The sequence below is a fragment of the Paenibacillus sp. R-74696 genome, from assembly GCF_055814915.1.
In genome coordinates this window covers 923996-942662 of record NZ_JBPULM010000045.1, presented here as the reverse complement: position 1 = coordinate 942662, position 18667 = coordinate 923996, and the positions used below count along the sequence as shown (strand labels likewise).

Below are 18667 nucleotides of genomic sequence, written 5' to 3'. Positions count from 1 at the left end.
CCTCCGCCTATTCAAAGGTGTTGCTGGTAGCCGTGTCAGGTAATACATCGGAGGTCCCCGAAGGGGTCGCGAAGGACACCGAATTATTAATCGCTGCTGTCAGATTGGTAGTGCCGTTGACATAAGTGCCGCCCCAGATAAGCTCTGCATAAAGCACGGAGCTGCCAGCGGGAAGATTCAGGACGGCTGATGAGCTGTTGAGCAGGTAATTATCCGTGGTGCCAAAAGGATAGGTGCCATATCGCAGGGCGGTATTAGTTGTAACGAATGCGCCGATGCTGTCGGCAGTTCCAGGAATACCGGACACCTCTGAACGACTGAGGCCCAGCGTATTTCCCGTAAAGGTAATGGCGCCAGTTGCATTCACAGTTGCCCGCACGATAAGTGGAATGTTGATTCACCTCCATTTGGAAGACAACTCCATAAAAGTTTCTATCAACTCATGAGTATGAGCCTAGACTCTTGAATTTGTCTGTCCACATTCGGGCAAGGCAAATAAATTATCGAGAATATCGGAAATATCGGGACCGTCTCTTTAGCCTGCTTGAGATTCGCAGCTTTTTTTTATGGCGGGGTTTACGCAGCAAGGAACGTTTGGGGGGGATGGGCGGAGCGATTTCGGTTTTTTCTGAAGAGAGAGGCTCTGTGTATTCCACCGAATCCGGAGCATTTCCGATTTTGCGCAGTGCTTGTACGCATAAGGGTTCCATTTGGGATTGCCGTGACATTTGGTCAAGCTCGGATGCTGAAATGCTCTCTTTTACGACGACGAAATGATACATGATTTCATCCACGACATTGGCTTGAAGCTGTTGAAGTTCTTCCAGTTCTTCCGATTCATACATAGGCGAGCGAAAAGTCTCGTTGTAAAAGTATTCCATCCGCAGCAAGCGGAAATCGAAGGGAAGCTCCTCCGAGTCGTTATAATGTGTAATTGCCGGAGATTTAGGCCCGTGTGGCGGCTGATAAAAATGCTTCGTGAAATAACGCGGGGTATGCTCGTCGAAGCGATGTCGAAGCAGAGGGTTGGTCACGTTTCTAAAGCTGTGGGCATAAGGGGCCAGTATGCATACGACGGATTTATGAATAGAAATGCGATAGATTTCCGACAAAACCGCAAATAAATCCTGGACATAAGGTAGACTGCGGCAGGCCATAACCCATTCTACCGAATGATCGGGCAGAGGAATGCCGTTGTTTACATCGTATACCATATCCACGCCATCCAGCGGACGGCGGTCAATTCCGTAAAAATCAGGGTGCTTGCTAGTGCCGCAGCCCAAATCCAATTTCATCTATGATTCCTCCTAGGTACGAGTGTATGCAACGGTTCCCATCCTACAAGGTATCCCCGGGGTGGGCAAGATGTGACTGAAAGGCTAGCATAAGTCTGCTTTGCAAAAATAATGCCGAAGAATGCTCCTGTGTGGCAGGAAATTCTTCGGCATTTACTATTTATAGACCCTCATGAGCAATATGTTCACGATCCATATTTTACAAGATATTAACTCTCGCGTGGATTACTGATTTTGTAAAGGAGGACTTTGAACATTATCGTTAGGTTGCGAATGCAGATCCGCAGGTTCGTTCCAAGATTGGTAAATGCGCCGCACCTCGCGGAAGGCTTGTTTGGGCTTGCGATATTCGTTTAGCAAGCCTTTATTGTTAAAGCTGCGCGCCCGATCTCGAAAATGCTTGCCGTCGCTCTTCAGATCGCCCCGAATATCGGCGAATTGCCAAATATAGGTGCCGCCGATTTTAGGGTCGCTACGGAATATTGCTAGCGCTTCGGATACGATTTGCGCCTGATAGTCCTCGCTGAACAATCTTGGCTCCCAGCCGACGTCTCCGAAGATGCCCGCTCCTCCGAACTCGGTCATGAGCACTGGACGGTCACCCGCACCAAGCGCTTCCGCCCGCTCGTGGAACCTCTGAAGCATTTGCCGAAAGCCGCTTATATCGCCTTCGTACCAGCCATAATATTTGTTAATGCCAATCACATCAAAAAGCGGAAGCAGAACATCCTCCAGCGGGTGCATGGTAGCATAAGTAACAAGTCTGGACGTATCCATTTGCTTGACTAAGGAAACAAGCCGCTTGGTCATCTCATAGGCATCCTGTGTACGGGAGTCGATTTCATTATGAACCGACCAGAATACGACTGATGGATGATGGTAGTGCAGGCTGATCATCTCTGAAATCATAGTGAGCGCACGATCCTGGAACAAGGGCTCGCAGACCGTTTCATTTGGCAGAAGGGCTCCCCACATCGGGATTTCACTCCAGAAAAGGATGCCATGCTCGTCCAGCAGGTCAAGCCAATAAGGGCTTTGGGGGTAATGGGAGCCACGAACCGTATTACAGCCAAGCTCACGGATGATATCGAGATCCTTTTGCATCAGCTTTGGCGGAAAAGCAAAGCCCCATTCCGGGTGCTCTTCATGGCGGTTCACGCCCTTCAAGTAGACCATAGATCCATTAATGAGAATCCGGTGGTCCTTCGTTTCGATTCGGCGGAAGCCGATTCGGTCGATTTTGTCGTCAAAATCGGTCCGAGCTTCTATTTTATACAATTCCGGCTTGCCAACATTCCACAAACGAACGTCGCTCCAATGCAGCTTCACGCTGCAGTCTACAGACTTGCCAGCCTCAATCTGTACTTGCTCGGAGTGAAATTCGTAACCACCCTCAGAAAGCTTCAATGCCGTAGTGACAGCTTGCTGTGAGAGGGAGCTAAGCCGTACCTGAATGTGGATGTCCGCATCTGCTCCTTCCAGCAGGTAATCGATTTTGAGCTGCTCAATATACAGATCAGGCAACTGCTGCAGCTCAACGGAACGGATGATGCCGCCATAGTGGAACCAGTCAACGTGCTCCGTCGGAATTGTAAGGCGATCCAGCGTGCTGTCTGTTCGTACAACAAGCTCATGCTCTCCCGCATTTAGTGAAGGAATGACAAAATCAAAAGGAGTGTAGCCGCCGTAGTGATAACCGAGATGACGTCCGTCCAAATAAACATCGCAATGCCCTAATACGGCATGAAAAATCAATCTGATATGCTGCATATTCTCAAGCTGAATTTTTTTTCTATACCAGCTAGCGCCCTCGTATTGGAACAAAGACAGCTCATTATTCCAGCAGGATGGGACGTATAGCGATTTTGAATCATGTGGAAATCGCTCAAACCATTTTTCCTGTAGTCCTTCATTCCTTGGATCTGTAACAAAGTCCCATGGCCCGTCCAATAATTCCGTGTTGCGTATATGATGCTCGCGAAAAGTCCTTAACAACTGTATTCCTCCTTTAGCGCTCCTAAAGTATTAGTCAGCTTGGCTATCGTTTGATAATATGGATAATAGCATGCAGCGTTTTAATTCGGAATGGAATAAACCTGCAAACACATGTAAAAATCGCTCCTCATTTAAGGGAGGGTGGAGAGGGGATACAGATATGGAGCCAATGACCTATCATACAAATAACTTAGTGCTGCATATTCATTTCGTCCTTGATAAAATAACGTATCCAGGCTGGGAGGATGTTCGCAATCTTGTGAATGTGCACAGCTTGTACTGGATTCATGCGGGAGAGGGGACCTTTCTAACCAACACGGAGCATAAGGTGCAGGCGGGGATGCTTGCTTATTTAAAGCCCGGTCTTGAGATGTCCATGCGTTCGGAGCCGCATGCTCCGCTCCGCATGACGATGGTTCTCTTTGATTGCGCGGAGCTCATCTATGATGTGATGTGGGGGGAGGTTAAACCAATAAACAAGCTTACGCTCCCCTTTTTAAGTCAATATCAGCAAAAGCAAGCGGAGGAGCTAGGTTTGTTGTTTCGTGAAACAAATGAGGAATGGGTCGCAGGAATTGCCGCTGGCGCCAGCATTGCCCAATCTAAATTGCAGGTTTTGCTGCATAGGCTTCATCGGATTGAGCAGCCGGACTGGAATTTAGCTGAATCGGGGGCCTTCGCTGCTTTTGAACAAATTAAAAAGCATGTGGAGGGCAGCTATAGGGAAAATTTGCGAATTGAGCAGCTGGCTAAGGAATACAGCATTTCCGCTTCATACCTGCGAAAGCTTTTTCTCAAGTATACGGGCATGGGACCGAAAGAATATTTAAACCACCTGCGCAACCAGCAGGCGTGCGGTTATTTGCGATTTACAGATTTTCCGATTAAAGAGGTCGGCAGGCTTTGCGGCTATTTCGAGGAGTTTCACTTCAGCAAAATGTTTAAGCTGCTAAACGGCGTTTCTCCCAGTGCCTACCGAGCTATGCAAAGGGAGGGAGAGCAGCCTTTGGAACAGAAAGATTAACGGATTAACATTTGTAATCGTATTGCTCTGACGAATGTAACGTGTTAATATGTTAACGATAACACATGTGAATCTGGAGACTAAAGATGAATATAAAGATGTCGGATGTGGCTAAGGCAGCGGGCGTTTCGCTTGCGACCGTGGGCAGAGTGTTGCATAACAACGGTTATGTGTCTGAGGATAAGCGCCGGGAAATCGAGCGGATTATTAAAGAGATGGGTTATATTCCGAATCGTATTGCTCAAGGCTTGAAAAGCAGTCGCAGCAACATTATTGGACATTTGACGCTGTTTAACACTAATATGCAGTTTAAGGAAATCAGCTCCGCAGTTAACACAGCAGCGGCAAGCAGCGGTTATCATGTGCTTACGCTGACGAGCCATATAGGCCTCGGCGAGGAAGAGCAGCAAATTAACGACCTGATTGGTCATCGGGTGGATGGGGTCATTGTAACCTCCTATCATTCTATTTCGAAAGACCTAATCGGCCGTTTACTTGAGAATCACATTCCTGTTGTGATGATCGAGCGTACCTTTGACATGCCGATGGTAGACCGAATTGTCGTTAATGATCGTGCAAGTTCATTAGGCGCCGTTCAGCATATGCTGCAAAAAGGGCATCGGCGAATTGGCTTTATCGGCTCCAAGCTGATGCATCAGGTGGAAGAGGATCGTTATGCGGGTTATTTGGATGCGCTAAGCGAGGCGAGAATCACTCCTCATGAGGAGTGGGTGCAGGTGATGCCCGAATATTCGATAGAGGCAGGCCGAATGGCAATCGACCAGCTGTTAAGGGCTGGGCAGCCGCCTACAGCCATTTTTATGACCTCTGATATTTACGCCTGCGGCGTTTTGCAGGTGTTGTATGAACGCGGTCTTCGCGTACCTGATGATCTGTCGCTGGTCGGATACGACAATACGCTGTCGGCTTTGCTGTCACCGCCGATTACATCCGTTGGCCTGCCATTTAAGGAAATTGGCGATCACGCTTTGCAGCTGCTGTTGCAGCGAATGAATGACCAAGCGGCCATCTCCAGCACAATCGGGATAGACCCGTTTCTGATGGATCGCCATACGGTACGAGAATGGACGGGCGATTAAGGAAAGGCAGTCTGGCAAGGGCACGTCGCCGTGCCCACTGCCTTTCCTTTACCCTAGTTTTATAGCCAATGTGTTAACGTTAACCTATCATTGCAAGCGATGTGTTAACGTTAACACATTGTGTGAACACTACCTAGTGCCTTGTTTTTCATCGTTGTTCATCTTCATGATCTTAAAACCAATCGAAGGAGCGGAAAAAAAATGACTCAATCGCCACCTGTCATTACCCAGATCTGCCTTGTTGTACATGATGCGGAGCAAGCCAGCGCCAATTGGTCTAAGGTGCTCGGCGTGCAGCAGGCGCCTGTAGAGATATTCCCGACGGAAGGCCTGCTTCACTATACGTATGAGAAAGCTGCTGAATACAGCGGCTGCAAGGTCGCCAAATATGAGCTGGGGCATTTCATACTAGAGCTCATGCAGCCGGCGGAAACGCCGAGTCCGTGGAGAACCTTTTTGGACGATCATGGACAAGGCGTATTCCATTTCTGCCTGTTCGTAGATGACCGGAAGGCGATGTATGACACGCTGGAGGGCCTAGGAGCAAAGCAACCGTATCATGTTGGCTATTTCGGCCAAGGCTCTTACAGCTATGTGAATACGAAAGCGCAGCTTGGTTTAGAGCTCAGCATTAACAACCTCGCTGACACGAGCAAGCTAATGGAGCTTCTTGTTCAAGGGCTCGCAAAGCCTTTAGACGAAGTGAAATAAGCTGATTAATCGCATTAGATTAGGAAAGCACAAGCCATTTTAAACTTCAGAGGGGGATTGGAAAATGGATATTCATACGCTTAGAGCGTTAATGAAGGAACGGGATAGCTACAGTATATTGGAAACGCTCGATATCGTTACGGGAGAACGGACGGTTTTACGAGAATTTGACTTCGTCATCGAAGCTCCCAATTGGACGCAGGACGGAAGATTTCTAGTTTATAACGGCAACGGCTGCATGTATACCTACGAATGGGATACCCAAACGGTCAAGCAAATTGAAACTGGCTTTGCAATCGATTGCAACAATGATCATGTGCTTTCTCCCGACGGCACAAGGCTTGCGGTCAGCCATTTTACGGCAGGAGATGCAAGCTCCCGAATTTATGTGCTGCCACTCGAAGGAGGGACGCCGGAGCTGGTAACGCCGAATGCTCCAAGCTATTTGCACGGTTGGTCACCAGATGGCACGACGCTTGCTTATTGTGCGGAGAGGAATGGTCAATACGATATTTATACGATTGCTGTGAGCGGCGGCGAGGAAACGCAGTTGACCGATATTCCAGGAAGCTTGGATGATGGGCCTGAGTTTTCCCCATGCGGTCAATGGATTTGGTTTAATTCGACGCGAAGCGGCCTGATGCAAATTTGGCGCATGGACCCTAACGGAGAAAATCAGCAGCAAATGACTTTTGACGAAGCCAACAGCTGGTTTCCTCATGTGTCTCCCGATGGCAAATGGGTGTCATATGTGACCTATCGCAAGGAAGATGTTGCTCCTGGCGAGCACCCGCCGAACAAGCAAGTGGAGCTTCGCCTAATGCCTGCCGAGGGCGGAGCGCCGCGGACGATTGCCCAGCTCTTCGGCGGTCAAGGCACAATCAATGTCAATTCATGGGCGCCGGACAGCCGCAGGCTTGCCTTCGTTTCATATCGCTTGAAAGCCTAATGTCCGAATCCCGGATTAGGGATTGACGATTCTCGCGAGTGGCGTGAGCTGTACCATAATATTTAGGAGGGGTTGGGTAACATGACAGCATTAAAACCTGTAAAAGTAGCTACTATTGGATGTGGAGCAATTAGCGACGCCTATCTAAGCACGATGATTAACCAATTTAGTATATTGGAGGTTGTTGGCTGCTACGACCGCAATCTAGACAAGACCGAGCGCACCGCTGAAAAATACAACATTCAAGCGCTCTCCATGGAACAAATTATTTTAGATGATTCCATTGAGCTCGTCGTTAATTTGACGGCTTCGACTGCACATTATAGTGTCGTCAAGCAGCTGCTGGAAGCGGGCAAGCATGTTTATACCGAAAAGGTGCTGGCGCTGGAGCTGGAGGAAGCGGCCGAGCTCGTGCGAATCGCGGATGAAAAAAATCTGTACCTGGGCGTCGCCCCGGATACATTCCTCGGAGCCAGCATTCAGACCGCCAGATATGTGGTCGAAAGCGGGATGATCGGAACGATAACATCCGCTCACTGCGCCTTGAGCAGGGATGTTTCCCTCTTCGCGGAGCTGTCCCCGAATGCGATTAAGCCAGGCGCAGGTATTGGTTTTGACGTGGGCATTTATTATATTACAGCTTTGCTTAGCATTTTGGGACCTGTTGCAGAGGTTTCTGGAACTACGAAGACGCTGAACAAGGAACGGCAGCATTATTATATGGAAAAGCTCGGTGAGTCTTACGAAATTCAGTGTGAAAATCTGATGGCTGGCACGCTGCAATTTGAGAGCGGGGCGGTCGTCAGCCTGCTGTTTGACTCCAATTCGATACTGATTGTCCCAGAGAAGCCTACGCTTGTGCTGTACGGCACGGATGGCATTATGTATATGTCAGATCCTAACCTTTTTGGAGGGGAAGTTAAGGTTGTATTAAAGGGCAATACGGAGCCGATGGTGATGCAGCAATCCCATAGCTTCACGGGGGAGAGCAGAGGACTTGGCGTCGCGGAGATGGCATGGTCCATGCGCAAGGGCAGAGCAAACCGTGCCAGCAAGGAGCTGGGCTATCATGCACTGGAGATTTTACACGGCATCGTAAAAAGCGGCGAGACGAAGCAGCACATCGCTCTGCAATCGACCTTTACGAATACGCCGGCTTTGCCGAGAGGTTATGTGACTAATTCTTATTTTAAATTTCAGGAAGAGTCGGGACTTGCTTATTGAAGCAGCAGGGCAGCAGGAAATAGCATAAGATTGTAATGGAAAGGGGCGCTCTTTGTTGAGTGCCCTTTTTTATATGTGGAAAAACAATAAAGTCGGTGGCTAACGAAACGTCATTAAGCTAGCAGGCAGATTAGTTACAATTAGTGGTAAGAGTTAAAGTGCTAAATTATACTAAAAAGTTGATTGTGATTTTTGAAAATCTGGCTGGGCAACTTACGGTTGTACTGACGTTTAGCTTTGGGTGTTATTAATTGCACTGAATATCCCTTTTTTGGACATTTTAGTTACGATGGTTTTAGATCAATTCAACTAAATGTTAGCAAGATTGCCCATGCGATTTCATGTTGAAAATAAAAAAACATGCCATATCACTCTACAGGTGATACGGCATGTGGGTGACACTGCTACTAGTCTTCAAAATTAATCGTATTAGTACGTCTAATATATAAAAATCGATGTTTTGTTTTGTGATCTTCTTTGTCAAATAAAATTGAAATATCTGGATCGTTAAAATCTTCAATATTTATTGGGTTTTTGGCATTTGGGTTTAATAGTATATACATGCCATCTAACAATGATTCATGATATTTTTTGTGAGGTATGTTGGTCTCGAATATAGTTTCTGCTCCGTACTTATTAAAGCGAATAGTCTCGAAGTATGTGTGCTTATTTTTTTTATTTTGATGGGCTCTTGCTTTACCGATTGTAGCAATAGGGTTAAATATTACTGCACTCAGCATATTGTAAGAAGGGTCATCAAATAAATTAATTTTGATAGGGGCTCCATTGTGCTTGGTAGTTTCGGATCCATATTTGATTTCTGGAATTTCATTTACATATTTTGCGCTCTGGAGTCCGTACAGCACTCTTGAAATTGCTGCAGACTTCTGTTCATAAAACAGTGGTTGTTCAAATGCGCCTATAGCAATTATGTATGGTTTTTCTTTGACATAGTCAAGATGTCGATACTTTGTTAGATATTTATTATCATATTTTTCACGGATGCTTTGACTTATTCTTTCAGTTGCCATAGATATAATTTCATCATGTAATTTTTCTGCATCAGATTGAAATTTAACCTTTGAAAGAACTTCCTCTAAGTACTTAGTACGTTCATGTTCTGGTGTATGAGATTGGGCATTCCTCGTCGTTACAGCTTCAATAATGTAGTTATGGTTGTTTTTGCTTACAACGAAATCGGGTCTATCTTTACTGAAGTCAAAGTTAAAACATAATTTATTTAGGCAGGAATACAGATAAATCTCCCAAAAAGTAGTATTAAATGTGCCTTGAAACTCCTTTACGATTTTTTTATCTCGATCAATAAAACCCTTAGACCATTTGTGGATGACATCAATTAGATTCTGGTCATTCTTAATCTGAACAAAATTAGGATGCAGTTTATTCTCAGGAATTTGTATTGTAAAAAAGTCTAATTCCAAGTCGTTCCCACCTTTCGTATTGATAGTTATATCGGATATTCATAAAGAAGATTTTACCCGCGACCGTAATTTAATTACACCCTATTAAAATTCTAGCTTAGCACACCCAGTGAATTTCTAAGGGAAGGAGCTCTGTTTGAGTTTCTTTTCAGCACAGATTAACGAATTTGAGATTTGGAGAAAAACTTAATGATTTTTAACTAAGGGAAATGCTCGTCATAGGTGTAATGAGTTAAGTTAACAGGAGATGATAGCTCAAATATGATATGAAGACAGCCGACCATACGATTGGCTGCTTTTGTTCTTTGAAGTAACGGACAGATTATCGCAACTAAGGTCTAGGTAGTAATACTTCTACCCTTTTCAATATTTATTAAAAGAAATATGATGGAACTTAGCACCGAAGTTTAATGAGGAAACAACAGGTATAAATAATAGGATTCCATGGGGATAGCTTACCATAAACTTCGATATGAAAAATAATGATGAATTTAGAGCGAATGCACAATTTTATGTTTTTCAACAGACTCGATTTGTTTAAACACTATCTCAACAGTTTGGATTACCTTAAAGAACGAGAGGTAAAAGAAAGTAGTTCTAGTGATTTTGATGATGGAAAACGATACTTATTTAAATATGCTTTTCTAGAAATAATGAGGAAATCAATAATAACTATCTATTGAAGTCCCCATTTTAACGGTGCTTCTCTTCTTTAGGTGATGATGATCATGACAACACGATTCTATAAAAGATCAGGGTACATTTTTATGTTTCTATAAAACGATTTTTCGTAAATCAGGTTTACTTGAATAGTTAAGGGATGTGGCTTCGTGGTAAATATTAAAGATAACTTTTATGATGGAAATAAGGAAAAATCTTTCCTTGAAGAATTAAATGACAGGGACGATGCTTTCTGGGGGGCAATTAATTATCTCGCAAGGTTCAATAAAGAAAGATTTAAGGAAGAAGATATGTATTTCTTTCACTGTAGACATTTTATCACAGCTAGACTTGTAAATCATATCCTAGCTACTTATCAGATGTTAAGGATGGGCCTTGAGGATGAATGTTTAATTATGTTAAGGCAATCGTATGAATTATCATGGTTGTTAAAATACTTCATTGATAATCCACATAAGGTTGAAAATTGGGTCAAAAAAAGAGATTTAAAAATTGAACCATATCAAAGAAGATTAGCAGTTGATAATAATTCTGCTTCACAAAAAACTTATTCCAGGCTAAGCAATATTGTTCATTCTAATCGAGATACTTTCTGGGGAACGTGTATTGGAGGTATGTATAATTCATGGGTTGCAAACCAGCTATTCGGAGAATTATTAGCACTGATTTTCGATATTGTAGGGTACCTTGATGAAATAATATTGTTTTTTGAAATTAATGTTGGAAATAGTGATATTGCTGAAATGAAAAAAAATGTTGAAAACAATATGGGTTATGCAATATATGAAACAAGTTATATTCTCAATCCCTCTGATACAATCAACAGATTAAAGGAACTGAATGAAGAAGATGTTATTAGCTATTTGGAAGAGAATTTTGAAACAGTTGATTGACTTTTCAAAGTGTAGTGGTAACGAAATCTAATCTGAAAGAATTTACGGAATATTGTGATTTTGAAGAGTGCTCAAATTATAAAGCAAAAAGTATTTTATTAGATGAATTTATTAATGTATGGTAACCCGCTATGGAGGAGGAACAGCGTAAACCGTCGATCTTCAGGAACAGAGAGGATTCCGCAGTTCTGATGGTTCACATACTGCTGAATGATTTGGAGCATGAACTCCAAAAGTATTGAACCATCGTTGAAGTAACGGAAAACGATAGTTGAATAGCCGACCAAAACAAAGCTGCCGTCGAACGATCGGCAGCTTTGTTTACATTAACGAACAATTTACGACAATAAGCCCTATTGACTCAACTATCGTCCTTCTTTAGCCCAATTAGTCGTTTTGAGTAGCAATGTCTATTTTTTCCTCCGTACATTGGTCGCGTAAACTGAAGAGTAAAACCCGCAGCTTCTAGATTTTTAATACTTGTATGGTTCTGGGGATGAACGGTTGAATATAGGTACAGACATTCTTTTTCCTTAGCACGTTTTTCTCTCAGCTCATGAAAGAATCTTTGTAGACCAAGCCCGCGAACGGATTCATGGACTACAGTTGAATCCAATACTGCAACAAAGGGCAATTCTTTTTCTGGCACTCCGAACTCAGTTCCTAGGTTAATCTCACTTACACCGGGAAATGCCAAAACGGAATAAGCAACTAATTTCCCGTTATTAAAAGCACCGTATATCTCACCCTTTCCATCAATAAGCTCGAGGAAATAATCTTCGTCATCCATTGCAAAAAGATCCTGAAAAGGCAGCCGCGAAATTACCTCAAGCATAAGCGCTCGTATTTCCTGCAGTTCCAGATGATATAAACGTCGTAGCTCTAATTGGTAACCCTCTTTTGTACGCATGGTTAGAGTCCCCCTGACGGATTTTTGTTTTACTCGGTTGAAATTTCAATTTCTTCGACTATCCGGTTTAATCGCTCAAAAAGGATTGCACCCTGTTAACTAATACGCTACAATTATAGGATAATTATTACAAATAAGGATGCAAGAAGGGTGTTCTGTTGCGATTTTATCATCATCATGCGTCAGCCTCATCTAGAGTTTCTCAGGAAATAATTGTGACAAGCACTCAATTATAATGAGAAAGGAAGGATCGTTTGACAAAAAAGATGCTGCCTGTAACGATACCAATAGTTTTGGGGTACAAAAGATATTCTCATTTTTTGGCTGTGATGAGTAATGATGAGAAGTCTCATGCCTGGATATTGAACCACTTTATACAGCTGTATACGGATAAACCCTTTGATAAGGACATTCATTGGCTGAGCTTTTATTTAGGAGAGCCCCTCATGTGGAGGCACAACAATAACCCATGGATCTATACCCAAGAAATAGAATTGAGTCTAATTAATCAATGGACGGAATTAGATAAGTTTATTATAAGCTGTATCGACAAAAATCAATATGTTTATATAAATTGTGATTACTTTTATGTGCCTTATTCGAATTTTTATGGGAAGGTTAATAGAAGAAGCCAATTGCTCATTACGGGCTATGATTTGGAGAAAAATGAATTTACGTTGATGGATTTTTTCAACGCGCAGTACAGGGCTGTCACAATCTCTATTCCGGCGCTAGTTCATGCTGCGAAGCAAGCAATTTGTGGACAGGCGCTGAATCGTTCCAAAATCGTTCTCATTGAATTAAATCAAGTCGAGCATTATGAATTTAATGTATCGCTTGCGAGTAAGCTGCTGAAGGACTATTTGTACGCTGGAAATTCATATGAGCGAATGCCGTTATTTACGAAGCCTAGGGAGCAGGCTGCATTCGGCATGGCTATTTATGCGGATTTGCAGCAGTTTCTTGATCGAATCCAGCAACAGAGCACCGTACACTCGAGCCTGCCTTTTCATATTTTGTATGAGCACAAGAAATGTATGCGCTTACTTTATGACTGTTTGATTAAAACGGGAAGCATAGAGCCTTCAGCTGCTTTAGCGGATGAATTTTCACTATTAATCGAGAAGACGCTTGTATTGCGCAATCTATATTTCAAATTAGAAATTAGCGAGGATCTGCTCCTCATTGGCAAAATGAAGCAAAGTGTGGAAACGATTAAAGCTTTGGAAATTTCAGCGCTTGAGAAGCTGATTGGGCTTATTGATGGAAAGGGCAGCAATGATTTGCAGCAGGAGGCGCTGGATGAAGCACCATCGGTGCATAGCTAAGGGTCTAAATCGGCCCAATAGATTCGGTATAAACCTGCATTTCGTTGGTGTGAGTAACGATAGGCTGACGATGGATATCATGCCATCGCCAGTCTTTTGCTTTCTATAAAGAATAGCGGGGCTGTCCTGCTGCTGCAGAATGTCCGCTTATTGCGCCTTATTTTCAACCTTGTTCATAAATAAGGGTCCGCCCATCCTCGGAAATGCGCACTTCCGCCTTTTCGGCTGATTCCTTGACCGGTGCTGCTGCCGGCACTGCTTCAACCTGTTTTTTCACTTTATGAATGACATCATAGCTGTAGTAGCTGATATTTGTTTCTTCTATTTCGTCATTCGTCGTGTTTTTTTGAGCATAGGTATAGGCTTTGATGAGAGCGACGTTGGAATCGAGCCACTGAACGACTTCTATCGCTGTATGATCGCCAGCCGCGGCTTTCAACGAAGCAATAGGCAGTCCATCACGGTCATAAAAATAAATTTGCTCAGGAGCCAGCTTTAAGTAATTAATGTCGATGCCTGTGATGCGATGCTGCTGCTCTGGAGCAGTGTCCATCCAAGCCACGGTGCCTGCGGGATTCCACTTCATTAATTCGGATGGGACATAGCGTTTTTCCGGCAGTTTAACGCTTGTTAGCGGTTGTCCGTCAGCTGTGAAAAAAGTAACCTCCCCGCTTTCATCGTTGTGGACGAAACGCTCAAAGTCAGGTGACAGGAACAAGGAAGGCGCCCCGGTCGTCGAATGAGGGATAACGCGGAACGTATTTTCAGGCAGCTGATCCTGCTTGTCCTCGCCCTGCAGGTCGAAAAACCAAACATGTCCCAAATAGCTCTGCATAAACAGCTGCTGCTTCTCTTCGTTCCATTGATATTGATAAATGTAATCGTAGTCGTCAGTCAACGGCCAAAAATCCTCTCGAATCCGTGTCATTTCGCCTGTCTTTGCATTTAAAACGGACAGGTGGTAGCGGCCTCCGTCATCAATTATCTCAGGCTCAAGAAAAACGAGCTGCTCCTCGCTGAGTTTTAACAGCTGCCGCTCCTTCCCCGAATGAAAAGAATTGTACCAGCGATTGTTGGAGTCGGTAATCGTCTCGCTCCATTCCACCTTCACCTCATCCTGTCCCAGGCGGTGCGAAAGAAGCGCATTTGTAACGTTATCGTCGCCGCGGTACAGATTGACCATGTGATATACGGCGCCTTGAAGCTCAACAGGAGAGCTGCTGCCCATTGAATAATGGCCGAAAGAATCGGGTAATGCTGCGTTTAGGCTGCCGTCGGCGTTGCGGCTCGTTGTGAAGCTAAGGCTGGTTAGCTTCACATCGGAAGCGGAAGCTTCAGCCGCAGGCTGAGCAGTTGAAATGGGCTTCTCGGTTGCTGCCGCTGTCCCTATTTGGCTATCGTTAGAACATCCTGCTATTAAGAGGGCGAATAAAATACAGCCTTGAACGGTTATATGTTTTGCTTTCATGTTTGCACTCCTCTTAGTGAAATGAACGATTAATTATTTTCCTGCATTTTCATTTCAGACGAATATACGCAGAAATTGTTGCATGCTGGGTCACGTTTAGCACACCATAGCCTCCTTCAAAAAAAGATTGCGATCAGGCCCTTCAAATTATATGATGAGGGAAGGTTAATTCATATGCTCTTTAATTAATGATTTTATTAATTCATTCGTGAATACGATTAAATTAACGCAAAGGGGCGTTTATTGTGAGCAAAAAGCAGCTGGGAGATATTCATTTTCGCGATCCGTATATACTAGTGGACCAAGGCCGCAAAAAATATTATTTGTACGGCTCCATCGGGCAAAATGTATGGAGCGGTAAAGCGATTGGCTTTGACGTTTATGAGAGCGAGGACCTCGCTGAGTGGAACGGCCCTATTGCCTGCTTCCGTCCTGAGCCGGACTTCTGGTCGGATCATCATTACTGGGCACCGGAGGTGTACGAGTGGGAAGGCCGCTTCTATATGTTCGCCAGCTTCAAAGCGGACGGCATTCCGAGGGTGACGGGTGTTCTGGCGGCAGACCAGCCGCAAGGGCCGTTCGAGCTGTGGAGCAGGTCGCTGACTCCGCCGGATTGGGAATGCCTGGATGGCACGCTGTTCGTCGACAACGATGGCGAGCCATGGATGGTGTTCTGTAAGGAGTGGGTGCAGGTGCAGGACGGCGAAATGTATGCGGTTCGGATTACGCGTGATTTTAAGGAAGCGGTCGGGGAGCCGACTTTATTGTTCAAAGCCTCTGATGCTGTATGGTCGGTTGGCGGCGGCGATAATCAGCAAAACTATGTCACAGACGGCCCTTTCCTGCATCGGATGGAAAATGGCGAGCTGGTCATGATGTGGTCGACGTCTGGTCAGGAAGGTTATACGATGGGCATTGCCCGCTCAGCTTCTGGGCAGATCGCGGGGCCTTGGATTCAGGATGCCGAGCCATTGTTCGCCAAGGACGGAGGACATGGCATGCTGTTCAGAACGTTCGAAGGCCAGCTATGCCTGACGATTCATGCGCCTAATAAGCATCCGCAGGAGCGGCCGGTTATTTTTCGCTTGGAAGAAGCGGATGGCCAATTTATTTTGCTTGATCAAATGGAATAAGCGGTATTACGACAGTCAAGACCTAAGCCGGGCAGGTAATCTTTTCTTTTACCCGCCAGCTTAGGTCTTTTTTCAATGGCTCATGGCACGGTGGGTAAGAACAGGGCTGAAGGTTGTACAATCGTAGAAGAAATACTAGAATAAGAAGGGGTTTGAAGCTGGCTCTGATTAGGCCAGTTTTAGGCTGCTATTTTACAGCTTGCGAATGCGTCATGAGATGGAAGGAGCTTTATAAAACAGTCATGCTGAACACTAAAAATATATCAAGCGGGCTCGCGACAGCGATTATGGCCTGTACAGGCGGCGCGGTGCTGATTATACAAGCAGCGGATGCGCTTGGGCTGAGCCGGGCGGAGGCCTTATCGTGGCTGTTCGCGGTTTATGTGATTGGCGGGGCGCTGAATTTGTGGCTCATTCTCCGCTACAAAATACCGTTTGCTGGCGCCCATTCGCTTACGGCTGTCGCTTTTCTCAGCGCATCGGCGCTGCATTATCCGATAAAGGAGCTGGCGGGCAGCTTTATTATGGCGGGTGCGCTTATTGCCGTGCTTGGCGCCACTGGCTTATTCGGCAAGCTTCTGGGACTTATACCAAAGCCGATGCTGGACGCGATGCTGGCGGGAATTGTGCTGCATTACGTCGTGGCGATTATTCCAGCTATTAAAGAGCTTCCAATTATCGGAATCCTATCTTTTCTGGGCTTCCTTATCGTTCCTAAGCTGAATAAAGCGATTCCGCCTTTGCTCGGCATGCTGGCATTTGGCGTCATCGGTCTGCTCATTTGGCATGACTTTCCTGCGGCTGAGGCAGCTGAATTTAGTATGCCGCACTGGATTAGTCCGTCCTTTACGACGGGCAGCTTCATCTCGATCTCGATTCCAATTGCAATATTGATTTTGAGCAATGATATTGCAGTATCGCTGGCTGCCTTAAAGAAAAACGGCTATAATCCGCCTGTTAACAAGACGGTTGTCTTCTCGGGTCTCGGTACGCTGCTCGTTGGCTTCTTCGGCGGACATGCCGTCAACGTCGGGGGCATGATGACTGCCTTATGCAGCAGCGACGAAGCTGGGGAAAGAAAAAGCCGTATTTGGGCGGGAATCGTATGCAGCGTGCTTGTCATTGTTTTCGGCCTGTTTGCCGGAGCGATGCTTGTGCTGATTAATAGGCTGCCTTCAGCGTTTATTGTGCTGCTGTCAGGCTTTTCGCTGGCTGGGGTGCTGATTGGCAATCTGCAAGCTGTATTTTCCGAAACGACGTACCGGTTTTCGACCTTGTTTGCTTTCATTATTGCCATTGCCAATGTATCTTTTTTTGGCATTTCATCCCCAGTCTGGTCTTTGCTGATTGGCTGTCTTATCGCCAAAGTGCTCAAGGAAGGCAAGCCGAAACCAGTGGAAGCGTCGAGCGTTTAGAAGGAATGACCGTGCCGAGTGTGGCTGCAACTGGATATGGCTGCAAACGGATGGGCAGAGAGAGCAGCAGATGCTCCCTGCCCATCCGTTTTTTTTCTGCTGCTGTGCTGCTCGTCATAGGTCTCCACCGCAACATTGTGGTATATATAAGATTAATAGTACTTTAATCATTTGGCAGAGAGGGATGGTTATACATGGAAATCCTACAAACGATTGCTGGATCACTGGAAGCGGTGCGCCGCAATAAGCCGCTCGTTCATCATATTACGAACTACGTGACGGTCAATGATTGCGCCAATATTGCGCTCGCTGTAGGCGCTTCGCCGATTATGGCGGATGAGCTGGAGGAGATGAACGATATCGTCTCCATCGCTTCGGCACTGGTTATTAACATTGGCACACTGAATCGCCGTACAATCGAGTCGATGGTCGCCGCCGGGAAGCGGGCCAATGAGCGGGGCATTCCCGTCGTGCTTGATCCGGTGGGAGCGGGAGCCTCGGCCTTGCGAAATGGTGCGGTGGAGCGGCTGCTGAGCGAGGTGGAAATCAGCGTGCTGCGCGGCAATTTATCGGAAATCCGCTTTGCAGCAGGACTGGAATCGCTGACGAAGGGCGTCGATGCTTCAGAAGCCGACCTCGCAAGAAACGAAGAGACCGCGCAGGAGGTGGCAGAGCGAGCAGCGACCAAGCTCGGCTGCATCGTGACACTCACGGGAGCGACCGATGTCATTAGCGATGGCGAGCGGACGCTGCTTATCCGCAACGGCGTACCGCAGCTGTCCGGTGTAACGGGCACCGGCTGTATGTGCTCTACGCTGATTGGCGCTTTCTGCGGCGCGAAGCAGGAGGGGGATTTGCTGCTCGCGGCGGCGGCAGGCGTAGCTGCAATGGGCATTGCCGGCGAGCTTGCCGCAGAAGCAGCAGAGGGAAAGGGCAGCGGCTCGTTCCATATCGCGATTATTGATGCGGTTAGCCGAATGGATGGTGAGCTGCTTGCTGGCCGAGCCGTAATAGAAGCTGCTGCTCCATAAAAGCAGTACGTTAACCGGCTCCAATCAAGTTAAACGGGTGATGGATGCAGTCTTGTCGTCGAAAGAGG

Annotated in this window: 16 protein-coding genes; 10 read left to right on the top strand and 6 right to left on the bottom strand. The window is 45.8% G+C overall.

Features of this window, described 5'->3' with window-relative positions:
- Positions 1-7: 7 nt before the first annotated feature.
- From ACSR9A_RS24365 to ACSR9A_RS24355, 3 genes are all read right to left on the bottom strand, one after another.
- Entirely contained in the window at positions 8-367 is a 360-nt protein-coding gene (locus ACSR9A_RS24365) for a hypothetical protein (protein WP_473760107.1), read from the bottom strand.
- A gap of 133 nt (positions 368-500) precedes the next feature.
- On the bottom strand, positions 501-1295 hold the full coding sequence (locus ACSR9A_RS24360) for a class I SAM-dependent methyltransferase (RefSeq protein WP_473760106.1): 795 nt from the start codon (positions 1293-1295) through the stop codon (positions 501-503).
- 225 nt (positions 1296-1520) lie between these two features.
- Positions 1521-3290 carry a glycoside hydrolase family 2 protein gene (locus ACSR9A_RS24355; protein ID WP_473760105.1) on the bottom strand — a complete coding sequence of 590 codons (1770 nt, stop codon included), beginning with the start codon at positions 3288-3290 and terminating at the stop codon, positions 1521-1523.
- A 160-nt stretch (positions 3291-3450) separates the two neighbouring features.
- Between ACSR9A_RS24355 and ACSR9A_RS24350 the strand changes: the two genes are divergently transcribed.
- The 5 genes from ACSR9A_RS24350 (at position 3451) to ACSR9A_RS24330 (ending at position 8298) form a co-directional block, all read left to right on the top strand.
- The gene (locus ACSR9A_RS24350; RefSeq protein ID WP_473760103.1) at positions 3451-4314 is read left to right on the top strand and encodes a helix-turn-helix transcriptional regulator; all 864 of its coding nucleotides are present in this window, start codon (positions 3451-3453) and stop codon (positions 4312-4314) included.
- Positions 4315-4400: 86 nt separating this feature from the next.
- On the top strand, positions 4401-5414 hold the full coding sequence (locus tag ACSR9A_RS24345) for a LacI family DNA-binding transcriptional regulator (protein WP_473760102.1): 1014 nt from the start codon (positions 4401-4403) through the stop codon (positions 5412-5414).
- A gap of 201 nt (positions 5415-5615) precedes the next feature.
- Complete coding sequence (locus tag ACSR9A_RS24340; RefSeq protein ID WP_473760100.1) at positions 5616-6125, top strand: VOC family protein; 510 nt, start codon at positions 5616-5618, stop codon at positions 6123-6125.
- A 64-nt stretch (positions 6126-6189) separates the two neighbouring features.
- On the top strand, positions 6190-7074 hold the full coding sequence (locus ACSR9A_RS24335) for a TolB family protein (RefSeq protein WP_473760099.1): 885 nt from the start codon (positions 6190-6192) through the stop codon (positions 7072-7074).
- Positions 7075-7155: 81 nt separating this feature from the next.
- Complete coding sequence (locus ACSR9A_RS24330) at positions 7156-8298, top strand: Gfo/Idh/MocA family protein (RefSeq protein ID WP_473760097.1); 1143 nt, start codon at positions 7156-7158, stop codon at positions 8296-8298.
- A 407-nt stretch (positions 8299-8705) separates the two neighbouring features.
- Here ACSR9A_RS24330 and ACSR9A_RS24325 read toward each other — a convergent pair whose 3' ends face one another.
- Positions 8706-9740, bottom strand: coding sequence for a hypothetical protein (locus ACSR9A_RS24325; protein ID WP_473760096.1), 1035 nt, complete (start codon positions 9738-9740; stop codon positions 8706-8708).
- 830 nt (positions 9741-10570) lie between these two features.
- On the opposite strand from ACSR9A_RS24325, the gene ACSR9A_RS24320 reads away from it, so the two are divergent.
- Complete coding sequence (locus ACSR9A_RS24320; RefSeq protein ID WP_473760094.1) at positions 10571-11314, top strand: hypothetical protein; 744 nt, start codon at positions 10571-10573, stop codon at positions 11312-11314.
- A 361-nt stretch (positions 11315-11675) separates the two neighbouring features.
- Here the strand turns inward: ACSR9A_RS24320 and ACSR9A_RS24315 are convergent, their stop codons facing one another.
- Positions 11676-12224 (bottom strand): GNAT family N-acetyltransferase, encoded by a 549-nt coding sequence (locus ACSR9A_RS24315; RefSeq protein ID WP_473760093.1) that lies wholly within the window; start codon positions 12222-12224, stop codon positions 11676-11678.
- Positions 12225-12670: 446 nt separating this feature from the next.
- On the opposite strand from ACSR9A_RS24315, the gene ACSR9A_RS24310 reads away from it, so the two are divergent.
- On the top strand, positions 12671-13552 hold the full coding sequence (locus tag ACSR9A_RS24310) for a hypothetical protein (protein WP_473760092.1): 882 nt from the start codon (positions 12671-12673) through the stop codon (positions 13550-13552).
- A gap of 163 nt (positions 13553-13715) precedes the next feature.
- On the opposite strand, the gene ACSR9A_RS24305 is transcribed toward ACSR9A_RS24310, so the two are convergent.
- Positions 13716-15020, bottom strand: a complete 1305-nt coding sequence (locus ACSR9A_RS24305; RefSeq protein WP_473760090.1) for a hypothetical protein — start codon at positions 15018-15020, stop codon at positions 13716-13718.
- 245 nt (positions 15021-15265) lie between these two features.
- On the opposite strand from ACSR9A_RS24305, the gene ACSR9A_RS24300 reads away from it, so the two are divergent.
- From ACSR9A_RS24300 to thiM, 3 genes are all read left to right on the top strand, one after another.
- The gene (locus ACSR9A_RS24300; RefSeq protein WP_473760088.1) at positions 15266-16153 is read left to right on the top strand and encodes a glycoside hydrolase family 43 protein; all 888 of its coding nucleotides are present in this window, start codon (positions 15266-15268) and stop codon (positions 16151-16153) included.
- 242 nt (positions 16154-16395) lie between these two features.
- Positions 16396-17568: a benzoate/H(+) symporter BenE family transporter gene (locus ACSR9A_RS24295; protein WP_473760086.1), complete on the top strand. Its 1173-nt coding sequence runs from the start codon at positions 16396-16398 to the stop codon at positions 17566-17568.
- Between the two features lie 194 nt (positions 17569-17762).
- On the top strand, positions 17763-18599 hold the full coding sequence (gene thiM, locus ACSR9A_RS24290) for a hydroxyethylthiazole kinase (protein ID WP_473760084.1): 837 nt from the start codon (positions 17763-17765) through the stop codon (positions 18597-18599).
- The last annotated feature ends 68 nt before the right edge of the window (positions 18600-18667 follow it).